The organism is Sphaerisporangium album (assembly GCF_003323745.1).
GTDB lineage: Bacteria > Actinomycetota > Actinomycetes > Streptosporangiales > Streptosporangiaceae > Sphaerisporangium > Sphaerisporangium album.
The window spans coordinates 165,594-180,928 of sequence record NZ_QOIL01000009.1 but is presented as its reverse complement, the minus strand read 5'-3'; the positions used below and the strand labels follow the sequence as shown (position 1 = coordinate 180,928).

The 15,335-nt window shown below is 72.7% G+C and carries 13 protein-coding genes; 8 read left to right on the top strand and 5 right to left on the bottom strand.

Annotated features, from left to right (window positions below):
* Positions 1-73: 73 nt before the first annotated feature.
* A complete protein-coding gene (locus DQ384_RS17700) occupies positions 74-2,353 on the top strand; it encodes a heavy metal translocating P-type ATPase (protein ID WP_114029939.1) in 2,280 nt (759 codons plus the stop codon).
* Positions 2,354-2,384: 31 nt separating this feature from the next.
* Here DQ384_RS17700 and DQ384_RS17695 read toward each other — a convergent pair whose 3' ends face one another.
* On the bottom strand, positions 2,385-2,780 hold the full coding sequence (locus DQ384_RS17695; protein ID WP_114029938.1) for a PPOX class F420-dependent oxidoreductase: 396 nt from the start codon (positions 2,778-2,780) through the stop codon (positions 2,385-2,387).
* Between the two features lie 376 nt (positions 2,781-3,156).
* Between DQ384_RS17695 and DQ384_RS17690 the strand changes: the two genes are divergently transcribed.
* Both DQ384_RS17690 and DQ384_RS17685 read left to right on the top strand, forming a co-directional pair.
* Positions 3,157-3,612: a VOC family protein gene (locus DQ384_RS17690; protein WP_114029937.1), complete on the top strand. Its 456-nt coding sequence runs from the start codon at positions 3,157-3,159 to the stop codon at positions 3,610-3,612.
* A gap of 588 nt (positions 3,613-4,200) precedes the next feature.
* Positions 4,201-4,977: an RraA family protein gene (locus DQ384_RS17685; RefSeq protein ID WP_181871268.1), complete on the top strand. Its 777-nt coding sequence runs from the start codon at positions 4,201-4,203 to the stop codon at positions 4,975-4,977.
* A 100-nt stretch (positions 4,978-5,077) separates the two neighbouring features.
* Here the strand turns inward: DQ384_RS17685 and DQ384_RS17680 are convergent, their stop codons facing one another.
* Positions 5,078-5,272, bottom strand: coding sequence for a CsbD family protein (locus tag DQ384_RS17680; protein ID WP_114029935.1), 195 nt, complete (start codon positions 5,270-5,272; stop codon positions 5,078-5,080).
* Positions 5,273-5,522: 250 nt separating this feature from the next.
* On the opposite strand from DQ384_RS17680, the gene DQ384_RS17675 reads away from it, so the two are divergent.
* The 3 genes from DQ384_RS17675 to DQ384_RS17665 are packed head-to-tail and all read left to right on the top strand — an operon-like array spanning position 5,523 to position 9,346.
* Positions 5,523-7,391: a bifunctional copper resistance protein CopD/cytochrome c oxidase assembly protein gene (locus DQ384_RS17675; protein WP_114029934.1), complete on the top strand. Its 1,869-nt coding sequence runs from the start codon at positions 5,523-5,525 to the stop codon at positions 7,389-7,391.
* A 36-nt stretch (positions 7,392-7,427) separates the two neighbouring features.
* Complete coding sequence (locus DQ384_RS17670; RefSeq protein ID WP_114029933.1) at positions 7,428-8,081, top strand: DedA family protein; 654 nt, start codon at positions 7,428-7,430, stop codon at positions 8,079-8,081.
* On the top strand, positions 8,078-9,346 hold the full coding sequence (locus DQ384_RS17665) for an APC family permease (RefSeq protein WP_114029932.1): 1,269 nt from the start codon (positions 8,078-8,080) through the stop codon (positions 9,344-9,346). Before DQ384_RS17670 ends, DQ384_RS17665 begins: the two co-directional genes overlap by 4 nt.
* 34 nt (positions 9,347-9,380) lie before the next feature.
* Here the strand turns inward: DQ384_RS17665 and DQ384_RS17660 are convergent, their stop codons facing one another.
* The 3 genes from DQ384_RS17660 to DQ384_RS17650 form a co-directional block, all read right to left on the bottom strand.
* Positions 9,381-10,796, bottom strand: a complete 1,416-nt coding sequence (locus DQ384_RS17660) for an EF-hand domain-containing protein (RefSeq protein ID WP_114029931.1) — start codon at positions 10,794-10,796, stop codon at positions 9,381-9,383.
* Positions 10,793-11,530, bottom strand: coding sequence for a polyprenyl diphosphate synthase (gene uppS / locus DQ384_RS17655; RefSeq protein ID WP_181871267.1), 738 nt, complete (start codon positions 11,528-11,530; stop codon positions 10,793-10,795). The genes DQ384_RS17660 and uppS overlap by 4 nt, the downstream gene beginning before the upstream one ends.
* Before the next feature lie 89 nt (positions 11,531-11,619).
* A complete protein-coding gene (locus tag DQ384_RS17650) occupies positions 11,620-12,579 on the bottom strand; it encodes a hypothetical protein (protein WP_147268813.1) in 960 nt (319 codons plus the stop codon).
* A gap of 271 nt (positions 12,580-12,850) precedes the next feature.
* Here DQ384_RS17650 and DQ384_RS17645 point away from each other — a divergent pair, with 271 nt between their 5' ends.
* Together DQ384_RS17645 and DQ384_RS17640 are read left to right on the top strand one after the other, a co-directional pair.
* Positions 12,851-14,350, top strand: a complete 1,500-nt coding sequence (locus tag DQ384_RS17645) for a phenylacetate--CoA ligase family protein (RefSeq protein WP_245966562.1) — start codon at positions 12,851-12,853, stop codon at positions 14,348-14,350.
* 330 nt (positions 14,351-14,680) lie between these two features.
* Positions 14,681-15,286 (top strand): Rv1733c family protein, encoded by a 606-nt coding sequence (locus DQ384_RS17640; protein ID WP_147268812.1) that lies wholly within the window; start codon positions 14,681-14,683, stop codon positions 15,284-15,286.
* The last annotated feature ends 49 nt before the right edge of the window (positions 15,287-15,335 follow it).

Here is a 15,335-nt window from a genome sequence, read left to right as displayed (position 1 = left end):
CATAAAGGCTGGCCGCGATTGGCGTACGCGGGAGACCTCGCGCACCATGGACCAAGAACGGGAGGAGACGCACATGGCATCGGCCACCACCAGGCATCCCGCCGGAGGCGAGATCGAGCTCGCCATCGGCGGGATGACGTGCGCCTCCTGTGCCTCCCGCGTCGAGCGCAAGCTGAACAGGCTCGACGGCGTGCGCGCCACGGTCAACTTCGCCACCGAGAAGGCGAAGGTCGTGTACGACGGCGGCGTCACCCCCGGCGAGCTCGTGGCCGCGGTCGAGAACGCCGGCTACACCGCCGAGCTGCCGAGCGCGGCCCCCGAGGCCGATGATCTCGCGCCGCCGCGCCGGCGGCTCCTGCTGTCGATCGTCCTGAGCGTCCCCGTGGTCGCCATGGCGATGATCCCCGCGCTCCAGTTCCCCGGCTGGCAGTGGCTGTCGCTCGCCCTGGCCGTCCCCGTCGTCCTCTACGGCGGGTGGCCCTTCCACCGCGCGACGCTGGCCAACCTGCGGCACGCCGCGGCCACCATGGACACGCTGGTCTCGATCGGCACGCTCGCGGCGCTGGGCTGGTCGGTGTGGGCGCTGCTGTTCGGCACGGCGGGCACGCCCGGCATGCGCCACGGCTTCGCGCTGACGGCGGGCCAGGGCGGCACGTCCACCATCTACTTCGAGGCCGCCGCCGGCGTCGTCACCTTCATCCTCGCCGGCCGCTATCTGGAGGCGAAGGCCAAGAGGCGGGCGGGCGGCGCGCTGCGGGCGCTGCTGGAGATGGGCGCCAAGGACGTGGCGGTCCTGCGGGACGGCCGCGAGGTGCGCGTCCCGGTCGAGCGCCTGGCCCGGGGCGACGTGTTCGTCGTCCGGCCGGGCGAGAAGATCGCCACCGACGGCGTGGTCGAGGACGGCGCTTCAGCGGTCGACGCCTCCATGCTCACGGGAGAGTCCGTCCCGGTCGAGGTGCGTCCCGGCGACACCGTCACCGGCGCCACGGTCAACGCCGGCGGGCGCCTCGTCGTGCGGGCGACCCGCGTCGGCGCCGGGACCAGGCTCGCCCAGATGGCCCGGCTGGTCGAGGACGCCCAGAACGGCAAGGCCGAGGTGCAGCGCCTGGCGGACCGCGTCTCGGAGTTCTTCGTGCCGATCGTGATCCTGCTGTCGCTCGGCACCCTGGTGGTCCGGCTGTACGCGGACGCCGGCGCGACGTCGGCGTTCACGGCGGCCGTGGCCGTGCTGATCATCGCCTGCCCCTGCGCGCTCGGCCTCGCCACGCCCACCGCCTTGATGGTGGGCACCGGGCGGGGCGCGCAGCTCGGCATCCTGATCAAGGGGCCCGAGGTGCTGGAGTCGACCCGGCGCGTGGACACCGTCGTCCTGGACAAGACGGGCACCGTCACCGCCGGGCAGATGACGCTGGTCGACGTCGTGCCCGCCCCCGGGGAGGACCGCGACGAGGTGCTGCGGCTCGCCGGGGCGCTGGAGGCCGCCTCCGAGCATCCGATCGCCAGGGCGGTGGCGGACGCGGCGGGCGAGGGGCTGCCGGGCGTGACCGGCTTCGCCGCCCTGGAAGGGCTCGGCGTGCGCGGCGCCGTCGAGGGACGTCACCTGCTGGCCGGACGTCCCGAGTTGCTCGCCGAGCACGGCCAGTCCCTGCCGGCCGAGCTGGAGCGGGCGGTCGCCGGGGCGCGGGCGCGGGGCGAGACGGCCGTGGCGGTCGGCTGGGACGGCCGGGCGCGCGCGGTGCTGACCGTCGCCGACGTCGTCAAGCCCACCTCGGCCGAGGCCGTCTCCCGGCTGAAGGAGCTCGGGCTGCGCCCGGTGCTGCTCACCGGCGACCACCGGGCGGTGGCCGAGACGGTGGCCGCGTCGGTGGGGGTGCCGCCCGAGGACGTGATCGCGGAGGTCCTGCCCTCGGGGAAGGTGGACGTGGTCAAGCGCCTCCAGGCCGAGGGCAGGGTGGTCGCCATGGTCGGGGACGGCGTCAACGACGCCGCCGCGCTCGCCCAGGCCGATCTGGGCATGGCGATGGGCACGGGGTCCGACGTCGCGATCGAGGCGTCGGACCTGACGCTGGTGCGCGGCGACCTGCGCGTGGCGGCGGACGCGATCCGGCTCTCGCGGCGGACGCTCCGCACGATCAAGGGCAATCTGTTCTGGGCGTTCGCCTACAACGTGGCGGCGATCCCGCTGGCGGCCACGGGCCTGCTCTCGCCGATGGTCGCCGGGGCGGCGATGGCGTTCTCGTCGGTGTTCGTCGTCACCAACAGCCTGCGCCTGCGCCGCTTCGCCCCGCTCGCGACCGGCCGGGACCGGCGTCCGCGACACCGGCCACGCGCGGGGGGAGGCGGAGACGCGTGATCCGCGCGGACGCGGATCACGCGGCGGGTCGTCAGGGGGCCATGTGGATCACGCGCTCGGGGGTGACGCGCACGTTGACGCGCTGCTCGCCCGGCTGCCGGAAGGGGTAGCTGTCGGCGCCGAGGTACTTCTTGGCGAGGCGGTCGATCGTCTCGTCGGCGCCTTCCAGCTCGAACTTCGCGGTGCCCGAGACGCTGACCAGGTGGTGGGAGTGGTCGGGGTCGAGCACGCTGACGGAGACGCGGGGGTCCTGGCGCAGGAAGCGCTCCTTGGCGCGGCCCACGGCCGTGTTGAACACGACGTCGTCGCCGTCGAGCTCCACCCACACCACGGTGCTGTGGAGGGATCCGTCGGGCCGCAGGGCGGTCACCCACGCGTGCACGGGCCTGTCGAGCAGGGCCTTGGCGTCGTCGTTCAGCTTGCTCATCGGTGTCTCCTGAAGATCTGATACGGAGGGTCCGACACTCCCGAACGCGACGGGCCGTCCGGTCATTCCTTGGGCGGGCGGCCTTATTTGGAACACGGTGTCCACTTTTCGGCTCCTACGGTGCGTCGGCGCGGAGACCCGGCCCCCGGGGGGTACAAAACGGCTGGACACGATGAGTTCGGAAACCGTGCGCGCACGGGCGCGCCGCGTCCGCGCTTGATGACTGAATGGCCGGTCAACGAATCAACGAAACACTGATCGCTTAGCACGATGAACGACTTGGCGAATAAAAGACCGTCGGATCGGTTCGCGAATCGGGGACGGAAAGGTCGAGGGCCGTACGCCCGCGGGGCGGCCGGTCCGGAGGGAGGCTCCCATGCCCGGCGCCAGGCTCACCGAGGCGCGGTGGACGCACATCGCGCTGCCCAGTTCCGATCTCGACGCGGCCGTCGAGTTCTACACGGCCATGACGCCGCTCGTGCTGGTCTCGACCCACGAGGACGAGCACGGCCGCAATGCCTGGCTCTCCAACCCCGGGCAGGTGGAGACGCCGTTCGTCCTCGTCCTCGTGGAGTTCGCCAAGGACAAGGGCAGGCCATGCCCGCAGCTCACGCCGTTCGCCCACCTCGGCATGGAGGTGCCGCGCCGCGAGGACGTCGACGAGGCGGCCCGGCTGGCCCGTGAGCGCGGGTGCCTTCACTGGGAGCCGATGCCGCTGCCGCCCCCGGTGGGCTACGTCTGCGCGCTGAAGGACCCCGACGGGAACGTCGTCGAGATCTCCCACGACCAGAAGGTCTACGAGGAGGTCCGGTCTCTTTGGGGAGGGGGCTGACGCCCCGCGAGCGCCCGTATCGGCTCGTGCGCGTGCTGTGAACCGCTTCACCTCCACCGGGTCCGACCAGCGCCTTCGTCCCGGCGCCGCGTGCGCTTGCCCCGCGGCAGGGCGGGCGAAACCGCCTTCCGGCCTCTCCGTAATGAAACCGCCCCCCTTTCCGACACATCGGCACTACCGTCGACTTCCGCCGATGCGGGACTCTTGGCGTTGAGAAAAGCCGGTTATTGTGAATGAACCGGCGTTGGCGTTCGCCGGATCATTCGAGCGGCACAGGGCATCGAAAAGAGCGTCAGGTCCTTCGTACGGCACCGGAACCGCCGTTCCGGTGGCCGAGGAGAGGAAGCACCGTGCATCACACCTTCGCCGTGGGGGCAGGCGATCCAGATGCGCCGGGCCGGGCCGTTCCACCGCGGCCGGCCCGCCACGGACCCGTCGCGAACCGGGGGCGGCCCGCTCGGGCCGTGAACGGGGGGCGACCCGCTCCAGGCCGGGGTCACTGAGATCGACGACGCGTTGTCCGGGCATCCCATCGCCGACTCCAGACGGCGAGATCTTGAAATCTCTTCACAAGAGGTGATCGATACCGTGGTTCCGCCTACCACCGCGATCGCGGACGTACTTCAGCTGCGAGGGCTCACCGGGTGGCTCAGCCCGCCGCTGCGTCCCATACACCGATCGCTCGGCCTGCTGGGCAGGGCCCGCACCGTACGACTCGCGCCGGGGCCGGGAGACGAGGGCCTGGACCCCCTGCACCGCATGATGGACGAGGACCTCCAGGACAGGGTGATCGTGGTCGCGGGCGCGGAGGCGGCGGCAGGGGCGGTGTGGGGCGAGATCCTCACCCGCGCCGCGCTCGCCCGGGGCGCGACGGGCCTGCTGGTCGAGGGCGGCGTCCGGGACGTGAACGCCTTTCGCGACCTCGGCCTGCCGGTGTGGGCGCTGTACGAGGCCACGGCGGGGCCGGGGCCCGACGTGCACGTGGCGTCCGTCGGCGGCCCGGTGGAGATCGCCGGGGTGGTGGTCGACGAGGACACGTGCGTCGTCATGGACGGCGCCGGTGTGGTGGCGCTGCCCTCGACGGACGTGTTCCCGGACTCCTACATGTACGCCGACGCCGAGGAGGACGTGGTCAGGGCGCTGCGCGACGGCGCCACGCTGGCCGAGGCGAACCGGTACAAGGAGGACGTGGTCCGCACCCTGACGGGCGGACACCCGCTGGACGGGCCTTCCCTGGAGCCTTCGCTGGACCCGGCCGAGGTCCGTGCCCGGGACCACGGCGGCTACGGCGCGTACGGAGGCCACCGGGTGTACCGGGGCTACGGGGACTACGAGGGCATCGCCGGCGAGCTGCGCCGCCTGTAGCGGCCCCCAGGGGCGACGTCCCCTGCCGCCGTGCCGGTCGGGCTCCGGCACGGCGGCGGCGGAGGCTCTTAGGTGAGGCCCCCGCCGTTGATGGTCGGCGTCAGCGCTTGAACGCGTCCTTGACGTTCTTGGCCGCGTCCTTCACGCGCTCGCCGGCCTGCTTGGCCTTGCCCTTGGCCTCGTCGGCCTCGCCCTGCGCGCGCATCTCGTCGTCGCCGGTGAGGTCGCCGGCCGCCTTCTTGGCCTTGCCCTTCATCTGCTCGGCCTTGTTGGCCATCTTGTCGTCGGTGCCCATGAACTGCCCCCTTGGTTGTGTGGGACCATCCCGTACTTGCCCTGTCCGGTGAGCGAGCAGGTAAACGCCGGAGGGGGCTCCGCGCTCCCCCAAGTCATGACATGGGCGAATAAAACCCCTGTGTGCACGGGAGTCCCATCGAAGCTCTCGCCGTCACGGCCGAATCCGGCGATACTTGATCACAAGCGAACAAGATAATCAGGATGACCATGACACCGCGCTTCTCCCCCGAAACGAGGAAGTCAGGAGTATGAGCACTCTCCGGCGGCGCCCGGCCGTGTACGCGCTCATCGTCGCCGGCGCGTTCGCCGTGCTCCTGGCGGCCATGTGGTTCGGAGGCGGCTGGCCGCAGCCCGACATCCCCGGCCTGCCGTCCCCGGGGCTCCTCACCTCCCTCGGCCTCCCGCTCGTCCGGGTCGTCCACGACGCCTGCGCCGTGGTGACGGTCGGAATGCTGCTCGCCGCCGTGGCCCTCGCCCCCGACGACGACGCACGGCGGGCGATCACCCGCACCGCCGGCCAGTGGGCCCTCGCCTGGGCCGCCACGGCGGTGATGACGCAGATCCTGACGTTGTCCGACCTGCTCGGGCTGCCGGTCGGCGAGGCGCTGCAGTCCGGCTTCCTGCTGACCTTCAGCACCGAGGTGCCGCAGGGCGAGGCGTTCCTGCTGGTCACGCTGATCACCCTGCTGATCGCCGCCGCCACCACCCTCTCGCTCGGCCCCGCGGGACGGGCCGTGCTGCTCGCGCTCGCGGTCTTCGCCGTCCTGCCCCCCGCCTACGTCGGCCACTCGGCCTCGGCCGCCGACCACAACCTCGCCGTCTCCAGCCTGATGCTGCACATCGGCGCGGTCACGCTGTGGGTGGGCGGCCTGTTCGGGCTGGTGACGGCCCTGCGCCGGTCCAAGGACCTGCTCCCGGCCGTGCGGCGGTTCAGCGCGCTCGCGCTTTGCTGCTACGTCGCGGTCGGCTTCTCGGGCGTGGTGAACGGCTGGATCCGCATCGGCGACCTCGCCGAGCTCTGGCAGTCCCGCTATGGCCTGCTGCTCCTCGGCAAGGCGGCCGCGCTGGTCGCGCTCGGCTGGTTCGGCCTGCGCCACCGCCGCCGCACGATCGCGGCCCTGGAGACGGGCGCGGTCTCCCGGCCGTTCCTGCGCCTGGCCACCGCCGAGGTCGGCGTCATGGCGCTGACGATCGGGCTCGCCGTCGCCCTGTCGCGCACGCCGCCCCCGCGCGCGGGCAGCGTGCACTCCTCCCACGAGCTGCTCGGCTACACGCTCCAGCCGTTCACGGCCGGGCGCCTGGTCACCGAAACCCGGCCCGACCCGATCGTGATCCTCGCCGTCCTCGGCCTGGCCGCGGCCTACCTCCTCGGCGTGCGGCGCTGGGCCGCCGCCGGAGGGTCCTGGCCGGTCGGACGCACGGTCGCCGCGCTCGCGGGCCTGGCCGTCCTGCTGTACGCCACCGCGGGCGGCGTGGCCGCGTACGGTCCGGCGGTCTTCTCGCTGCACGCCCTGCAGTACGCCCTGGTCGGCACGCTGGTCCCCGCGCTGATCGCCCTGTCGGCGCCGCTGGTGCCGCTGCGCGAGGTGTGGACACCGCTGCGGCGGGCGTCCGAGAGCGGCATGGCCCAGCGGCTCAGCCACCCGTGGGCCGCACTCGGCCTGTACGCCGCGCCCTACCTGATCTTCTACGCGCTGGGCCTGTTCGAGCCGGCCCAGTCGAGCCTCGCCGTGCGCCTGGCCGTCTGGACCGTGCTCCTGCTGACCGGCACGTGGTTCCTCTGCGTCGCGCTCGGCCTGGACCCGCTGCCGCGGGCGATCGGCGCGGGCACGCGCATGATGATGCTCGCGGTCGCGCTGGTCGTGCAGGTGTGGATGGCGGCGGTCTTCCTCGCCGGCCCGATCCAGGGCCAGGACTGGTACGACAGGCTCGCGCTGGCGTGGGCGCCCGACCGGGCCTCCGACCAGGCCCTCGGCACCCTGCTCGGCCCGGGCCTCGCCGCCGCGACGATCCTGCTCCTGCTGGCCGTGATGGCGGTCCGGCGGCGCGGCGCCCTCCGCCGGATGTCGCAGGACGCCCCGCCGCCTCCGCCGTCGGCCGCACCCGCGCGGCAGTGACGGCGGGTCACACGCGCGAGCACGTACAGTGACGCTATGGCGCCGCCACCGTTGCCGGGCCCGCTGGCCGATCTCGCTCCGCTCCTCGACCGCTACGGCTACCTCGCCGTGGGCGCGCTCGTCTTCCTGGAGGATTTCGGCGTCCCCGTGCCGGGAGAGACCGTGCTGATCGCCGCCTCGGTCTACGCGGGGGCCGGGCGGCTCGACATCGTGGCGGTCGCCGCGGTCGCTTTCCTCGCCGCCGTCCTCGGGGACAACCTGGGCTACCTGATCGGCCGCACCGGCGGGCGGGCGCTGGTGACCCGCTACGGCCGGTACGTCTTCCTCACCCCGGAGCGGTTCCGGGCCGCCGAGGGGTTCTTCGAGCGCCGCGGCGCCCCGATCATCGTCGTCGCGCGGTTCATCGACGGGCTGCGCCAGGTGAACGGCCTGGTCGCGGGCACCACGGGCATGCCGTGGCACCGGTTCCTGCTCTTCAACGTCATCGGGGCGCTGCTGTGGGCCGGGACGTGGGCGGGCCTCGGGTACGCGGCCGGGTTCCACATCACGGCGATCTACCGGGAGTTCTCCAAGTACCAGACGTACGTCCTGACCGCGGCGGGGGTCGTCGTCGTGGCCCTCGTCGCCCGCCACCTGATCCGCCGCCGCGCCCGGCGACGGGCGACCCCACCCCCGGATGAGCGCCGATGAACGAATCCAGGACGAACGACCCGGCGTCCCCGGCGAGGCTCGCGCGGAGGCTCGGCGTCGGCGACGCCGTGGTGATCGGCCTCGGGTCCATGATCGGCGCCGGCGTCTTCGCCGCGTTCGCCCCCGCGGCCTCGGCCGCCGGAGCGGGGCTGTTACCCGCCCTCGGCCTCGCCGCCCTGGTGGCGTACTGCAACGCGACGTCCTCGGCCCGGCTCGCGGCGCGGTACCCGGCCTCGGGCGGCACGTACGTGTACGGCCGCGAGCGGCTGGGCGAGGTGTGGGGCTACCTCGCCGGGTGGGGGTTCGTGGCGGGCAAGAGCGCGAGCTGCGCCGCCATGGCGCTGACCGTCGGCGCGTACGCCTGGCCCGGACACGAGAACCTCGTCGCGGTGGCCGCCGTGGTGGCGCTCACCGCCCTGAACTACGCGGGCGTGCGCAAGGCCGCCTGGGCGACCCGCGTGATCGTCGCCGTCGTCCTCGCCGTGCTGGCCGTCGTGGTCGTGGCCTGCCTCACCAGTGGACGCGCGGACCTCGCCCGGCTGGAGCCCCACGCCCTGGAAGCGGGCGGTGTCGTCCAGGCCGCCGCCCTGCTCTTCTTCGCGTTCGCGGGATACGCCCGCATCGCCACGCTCGGCGAGGAGGTGCGCGACCCGGCCAGGACGATCCCCCGGGCCGTCCCGCTCGCCCTCGGCGTCACGCTGGTCACCTACGCCGCCGTGGCGGTCGCCCTGCTCGCCGTCCTCGGCCCCGGGGGGCTGGCGCGGGCCGCCGCGCCGATCGCCGACGCGGTGCGCGCCGCCGGAGCCGCGCCGCTGGCACCGCTGGTCACGGCCGGGGCGGCGGTCGCGGCGCTCGGGTCGCTGCTCGCGCTGCTGCTCGGCGTCTCTCGGACGGTCCTGGCGATGGCCAGGGACGGGCACCTGCCGCGCGTCCTCGACGCCGTGCACCCGCGCACCGGCGTGCCACACCACGCCGAGACGGCGGTCGGCGCGGCGGTGGCCGTCGTCGCCGCGGTCGCCGAAGTGCGGGGCGCGATCGGCTTCTCGTCGTTCGGCGTGCTCGTGTACTACGCGATCGCCAACGCCTCGGCCCTGACGCTGTCCGCCGCCGAGGGCCGGCCGCCCCGCGCGATCCCGGTCGTGGGGCTGGCGGGTTGTCTGCTGCTGGCCTTCAGCCTGCCGCTGTCCGCCACGCTGACCGGCGGCGCGGTGCTCGCCGCCGGCCTGGTCGTGTGGGCCGTACGCCGGGCGCTCAAGCGGCGCTGACCCGACGTCGGCCTTGCCCCCCGGCTCAGCCGGGCTAGGAGAGCAGGGAATCGTAGGCGACCGAGTGCTGCTGCCCGGACATGAAGGACACGAACCGCCTGACGAAGGCGCTGCGCGAGTAGCCGTCGCCTCCGCCGGTCAGATCGCGGTGGAAGGCCGTGCGGAACAACGTCCGATACTCCTGGGCGTCGATCATCTGGTCGTCGTCGACGTCGGTGACGTCGAACAGCACGTCGGCGATCTTGATCAGCCCGGAGCCGGGCAGAAGGGCGGCCGAGGCGGCGTACTCCCGGCGCGTGACGCGTCCGTCGCCGTCGGTGTCGAGCTCGGTCTGCAACTCCCGCCACCAGGCGGCGTAGGCGTCGTAAAGCCGCTCCTCGTCCTGTTCACCCAGGTCGAGCCGGGTGGCGACCTCTCTGGCCATGGCGGCCAGGTCGGGCCAGGCGAGGTAGCCGTCCCCGGTCTGGTCCAGGACCTCGGCGAAGAACCGGTCGGCCGAGCGGGTGACTTGATCCATCTCGTCGGGAGCCGGGGAGAGGAGCCTGAGCAGGGCCGCGGCCTGATCGGCCCTGCGGCGCACGTTCTGCCACGGCCCGGAGCCACCGGCGTGGTCGGGATCCAACAGGCTCATGAACGAGCCGACGTGCGTCCAGCCGTCAGGAAGCAGGCGGGTGGCGAGCCCGGTGGCCAGGTAGGCCCCGTGCATGAGCGCCCGCGCCCCTGGGAGGTCGGGCAGGGCGGCACGCCGGCAGAACGATTCCGGCAGGGACGCGATGGTGATCGCGGCGGCCACAGGGCCTGCCACGGCCCGGCCCGCGGCCCACACCGCGGGATGGCCGCGCAGCAGGGGCGGCGCGGGCACGTTGGCGAAGAGCCGGTAGAGGATGACGCGCACCGCCTCGGTGTTCTCCAGGCGATGGTCGATCATGTCGTCGTAGTAGTCCCAGAACTCCCGCAACGTCGCGGGGAGCCGGTCGCTGTCGCCCTCGATCAGGGCCAGGACCGTACGGAACTCGGCGTAGAGCCGTTCCATCGCCGGCCCGTCGAGGGACTCGCCGCTCAGCCGGTACATCGTCACCGCCGACTCGAACAGGGTCGCCACCACCCAGGCGCGTGCCTCGGCGTCCATCGCGTCGTAGCGGCGGCCGTGCGGGTCGGTGCCGGAGATGCGGGCGTGCAGGCGGTTGAGGCGAGCCGCCTCTCGGCCGCGAACGTGCCGGTCAGGGTCGAGCATCCGCTGCGTGCTCACCACGGTGTTGCGCAGACGCCGCCACGGATGCGTCACGAACGTCGAGTTGCCGATCAACGCCATGCCGATCTGCGGGTGCGCGGCCTCCAGAACCGTGGCGCGGGCGACCGCGAGGCTCCAGCGTGCCTCGTTGACGAGGCGGCGCAGCATCGAGTCCGGCCCGAAGACGTCGACGGTCTCCTCCGCGGTGGTCTGGTTCATCGAACTCCCTCTCCCGTCGTGGCGGCCGGCCGGCGGACATCGCCGAAGCGGCGCTGGCGCCGCCGGTAGGCGTCGAGGCATTCCCAGAGGTGGGTCGCGCGAAAGTCGGGCCACAGCACCCGCGGGAAGACCCATTCGGCGTAGGCCACCTGCCAGAGCATGAAGTTGGAGATCCGTTGCTCTCCGGAGGTACGGATGACCAGGTCCACATCCGGCGTGTCGGAGTAGGGGAGGTGCCGGGCGAAGGTGGCCTCGGTGACCTGCTCGGCGGGCACGGCCGCGCGGATCAGCGAACGGGCGGCCTCCACGATGTCGCGACGTCCCCCGTGGTCGAAGGCGATCGTCAGCGTCATTCGCCTGTTGTCACTGGTGAGCGTCGTCAGATCGGTGATGTCCTGAGCCAGCGGTGGTGGGATCCGCGGATCGGCCATGCCCAGGAACCTGCACCGGACGCCTCGCGCGTGCAACGCCGGTGCGTGCTTGCGGATGGTCCGGCGCACGAGCCTCATCAGGACGTCGACCTCGCCCGCCGGCCTCTGCCAGTTCTCGGTGGAGAAGGCGTACAGGCTCAGCCACTGGATGCCGGCCGAGCGTGCCGCCTCGATCGTGTCGATCACGGCGGCCTCCGCCGCCTCGTGGCCCGCGGTGCGCGGCAGCGATCGCCGCGCGGCCCACCGCCCGTTCCCGTCCATCACACAAGCCACGTGACGTGGCAATCCGCTGACAATCTCCATAGCTAGGCGTGACTATAGCATTACCAAGAGTATCGCCGAGTCCGTAACCGCCGGACAGCGGCGGAGCCTGGGTACCCGGCCGGAACGGCTCAGAAGAGCCAGTCCAGCAGGCCGCCGCTTCTCTTGCTCTTGGTGGGGCTCGGCGCGGGCTGCGGCGCCTCGGTCGTGGGCGGCGGCGGAGGAGGCGTGGGGGACGCCGACTTGGTCGGCTCGGGCTCGTCGGAGGTCTGCGGGTCCGGCACCTCCGGCTCGGCGGTGCCCCGCGGCCGCTGCGGGTCCTGCGTGCGCTCGCGGGTGCGGGTGGGGGACGGCCGCGTCGTGGGCGGGTGGCTGACCCGCGCCGGAGCGGTCGTCCGCGGCGCTCCGGTCGTCTCGCCGGGCGAGGGCGTGGTCGCCTCCGGCGTCGGGGTCGGCACGTCGGTGGGACCGGCCGTGGGGTCGAGGCTGGGCTCGGTCGTCGGGGAGTCGCTCAGCGCGGGCAGCGGGTCGCCCGCGGGGGCGCACTTGGACGGCGGCGAGCACGCCGCCTGCGGCTTGGAGCCGACCGAGGACGAGACGATCCAGCCGCCGGAGACGGCGAGGACGACGATCGCCACCATGGCGAGGATGAGCCGCCGGTTCTGGCCGCCCTTCTCCTCCTCCTCGGGGTCGCTCTCGCCCGTCCAGCCGGAGCCGAGGAAGCCCGTGCGCGGCTCGGACTCGGGGTCGTACTCGGTGCGGTCGGGGCCCCAGCCGTCGTCGTCCGGGCGCGCGTAGCCTTCCGGCCGGTCGTAATCCTCGGCCGTGTCGTACGCGCGCTCGCCCGCCTGCGGTTCGTCGCCGTGCTCGCGGTCGTCCTTCGCGTAGTGGTCGGCGCCCTCGTACACGGAGCCTTCGTACGCGGAGCCTTCGAAGGCCACGCCCTCGTAACCGGTGCGGTCGTAGTCCGAGTGCTCCCGGTTCTGCGTGTCGTCCCCGGGCAGGTGGGAGGGCTCGTGGCCCGGAGTCCAGCCGTCGGACAGGACGTCGCCCGCCGGGGTCTCCGGCTCGCCGGTCCACGTGACGCCCAAAGGACCGGTCTGCTTCAGAGGATCCTCTTCGTGGGATCTCGGGGTGCCGTCGCGGTCCATACCGAGCCTCTCTGTTGTACATTTCGGCCGCGCATCTTCTTAGCAGGTCCGACAGCGCGTGTCCGGAAACTTCACAGATTTTCGCATGAATCGCAACCTTTCCATGACTCCCATCTGTCACGTCCGTCACCCCCTGGAGCGCGGAAAACGGGACCTGACCGGCGGAACCTGCGAAGCTTGATCCCGGTCCCTGAACGCAATGGAGCCTGCCGTGTTCGACGAAGACCGTCCCGGCCGCGTGCTGGCCGGGCTGCGCGAGTTCTACGAGACCCGCCCGGCCACGACCCCCGGCCCCGGCGCCGAGACGGCGCTGGCCCTGTTCCACGATGTGGCGGCGACCGTCCCCGCCTACGGAAGCTTCCTGCGCGACCACGGGGTCGACCCGGCGGCCGTCCGCACCGTCGAGGACTTCGCGCGCCTGCCCCTGCTGGACAAGGAGTCCTACCACCGCCGTTACCCGCTCCCGCAGCTGTGCAGGCACGGGCGGCTGGACGCGTGCGACATGGTCGCGGTCTCCTCCGGCTCCTCCGGCTCGCCGACCGTCTGGCCGAGGTCCGTCCTCGACGAGCGGCACGTCGCCGCCCGCTTCGAGCAGGTCTTCCGCGACGGCTTCCGCGCCGCCGGGCGCAGCACGCTCGCCGTCATCTGCTTCGCGCTCGGCAACTGGGTGGGCGGCATGTACACCGCCGCCTCCTGCCGCCACCTCGCCGCCAAGGGCTACCCGATCACCGTCGCCACGCCCGGCAACGACCTGGACGAGATCCTGCGCGTGGTCGGCGAGCTCGGGCCGCACTTCGACCAGGTGGTGCTGCTGGGCTACCCGCCGTTCGTCAAGAACGTCGTGGACGCCGGGCTGGCCCGGGGCGTCGACTGGCCCGCGTACGACATCCGCCTCGTGCTCGCCGGTGAGGTGTTCAGCGAGCAGTGGCGCGACCTCGTCGGCGGCCGGGCGGGCATGACCGACCCCTGCCACGACTCGGCGTCGCTCTACGGCACCGCCGACGCGGGGGTGCTCGGCAACGAGACGCCGGTCAGCATCCGCGCGCGCCGGTTCCTGGCCGGTCGTCCCGAGGCGGCGCGCGAGCTGTTCGGCGACTCCCGGTTGCCCACCCTCGTGCAGTACGACCCGGTGAGCCGCTACTTCGAGACCCGGGACGGCACGCTGCTGTTCACCGGCGACAACGGGGTCCCGCTGATCCGCTACCACATCGCCGACGAGGGCGGCGTCGTCCCGTTCGACGCGATGGTGGAGTTCTGCCGCAAGCACGACTTCGATCCCACGGCGGGGCACTCCGGGGACGAGGCCGTGCCCAAGCTGCCCTTCGTGTACGTCTTCGGGCGCTCGCTGTTCACCGTGTCGTTCTTCGGGGCCAACGTCTACCCCGAGAACGTCACCGTCGGCCTGGAACGCGCCGACATCGGCGAGAAGGTGACCGGCAAGTTCGTGCTGCTGGCCGAGGAGGACGCCGACCGCGACCGCCGCCTGTCGGTCGTCGTCGAGTTGGCGCCCGGCGTCCGGCCGGATCCGGGCCTCGCCCCCGTGATCGCCGAGTCGATCAGGGCCGAGCTCCTGCGGCTCAACAGCGAGTTCGCCCACTACGTCCCGCCGGAGTACCAGACTCCGGCGGTGGTGCTGCGGGGGACCGGCGACCCGGAGTTCTTCCCTCCCGGGGTCAAGCACCGCTACACCCGTCCGAGCGGGGCCAATTAAGTCCAGGCGATTCCGGTACGAGTCCGGCATCCGGCCCGGCCGCGAGGTGAGTTTTGGATTTCTTTGGGCTTTCCGGCCCGCATAGTGGGCAGTTCACGACCGGATCGTCACCCGCGGCGTGCGCGCGTTTCCGCGGGGCGTTCCGTCGGCGGGCCGGTATACCACCGGCTCCCGCGGCGTCGTACGTTAGGGGTTAGGTGGTCACCATGCGTAGGAAGGCGCAGGTGGCGGGCAGGGCCGAACGTCCCGCCGTGAGGCGCCGTAAGACCCTGTCGGGTCGCTCGTCCGTACCCGACGCTGGATGGAGATTCCCTGACAGGGAGGTGCAATATGCGATCCTTGGCCAGGTGGACGACGCGGTGTGTTCGCCGTTATCGGTTCGACCACAACCCGCTGCGCCGGCGATCTGATCGGGTCGAGTCCGTCGCGGTTCTCATCACGCTGCTGGCCCTGATGGTGAGCCTGTGGCCCGCCCTCGTGGCCGGCCGCCTCGTCTACGAGCGCGGCCTGACGGCCGAGCGCGTGGAGCCGGGCCTGCGCCAGCCCGTGACGGCCGTCCTGCTGGAGGACGCCCACAGCACGAGCCCCGTCTCCTCCCAGGGAGCCGTGCTCGGGGTCAAGGCCAAGGCCCGCTGGTTCCTCCCCGACGGGAGCGCCCGGGAGGGCGTGATCTCGGTGCCCCCGCACGCCAAGGTGGGCTCCTCGCTGGAGATGTACGTCGACGGTTCCGGCAAGCCCACGGCCGCCCCGCGCACGCACGCGCAGACGGTCGCGGACGCCGTCGTGGCGGGCTTCGGCGTCGTCGCCGGGGCCGGAGGGCTGCTGTTCCTGAACCTCGCGCTCGTGCGGTGGATGCTGGACCGCCGCCGCTACGTCGAGTGGGAGAACGAGTGGAACGCCGTCCACGACCGCTGGCGGCGTCCGAGGCAGCCGTGAACGACGTGTCCCGGCAGCGCCGGGAACCGACGCCCCGGCGGTAGCCGCG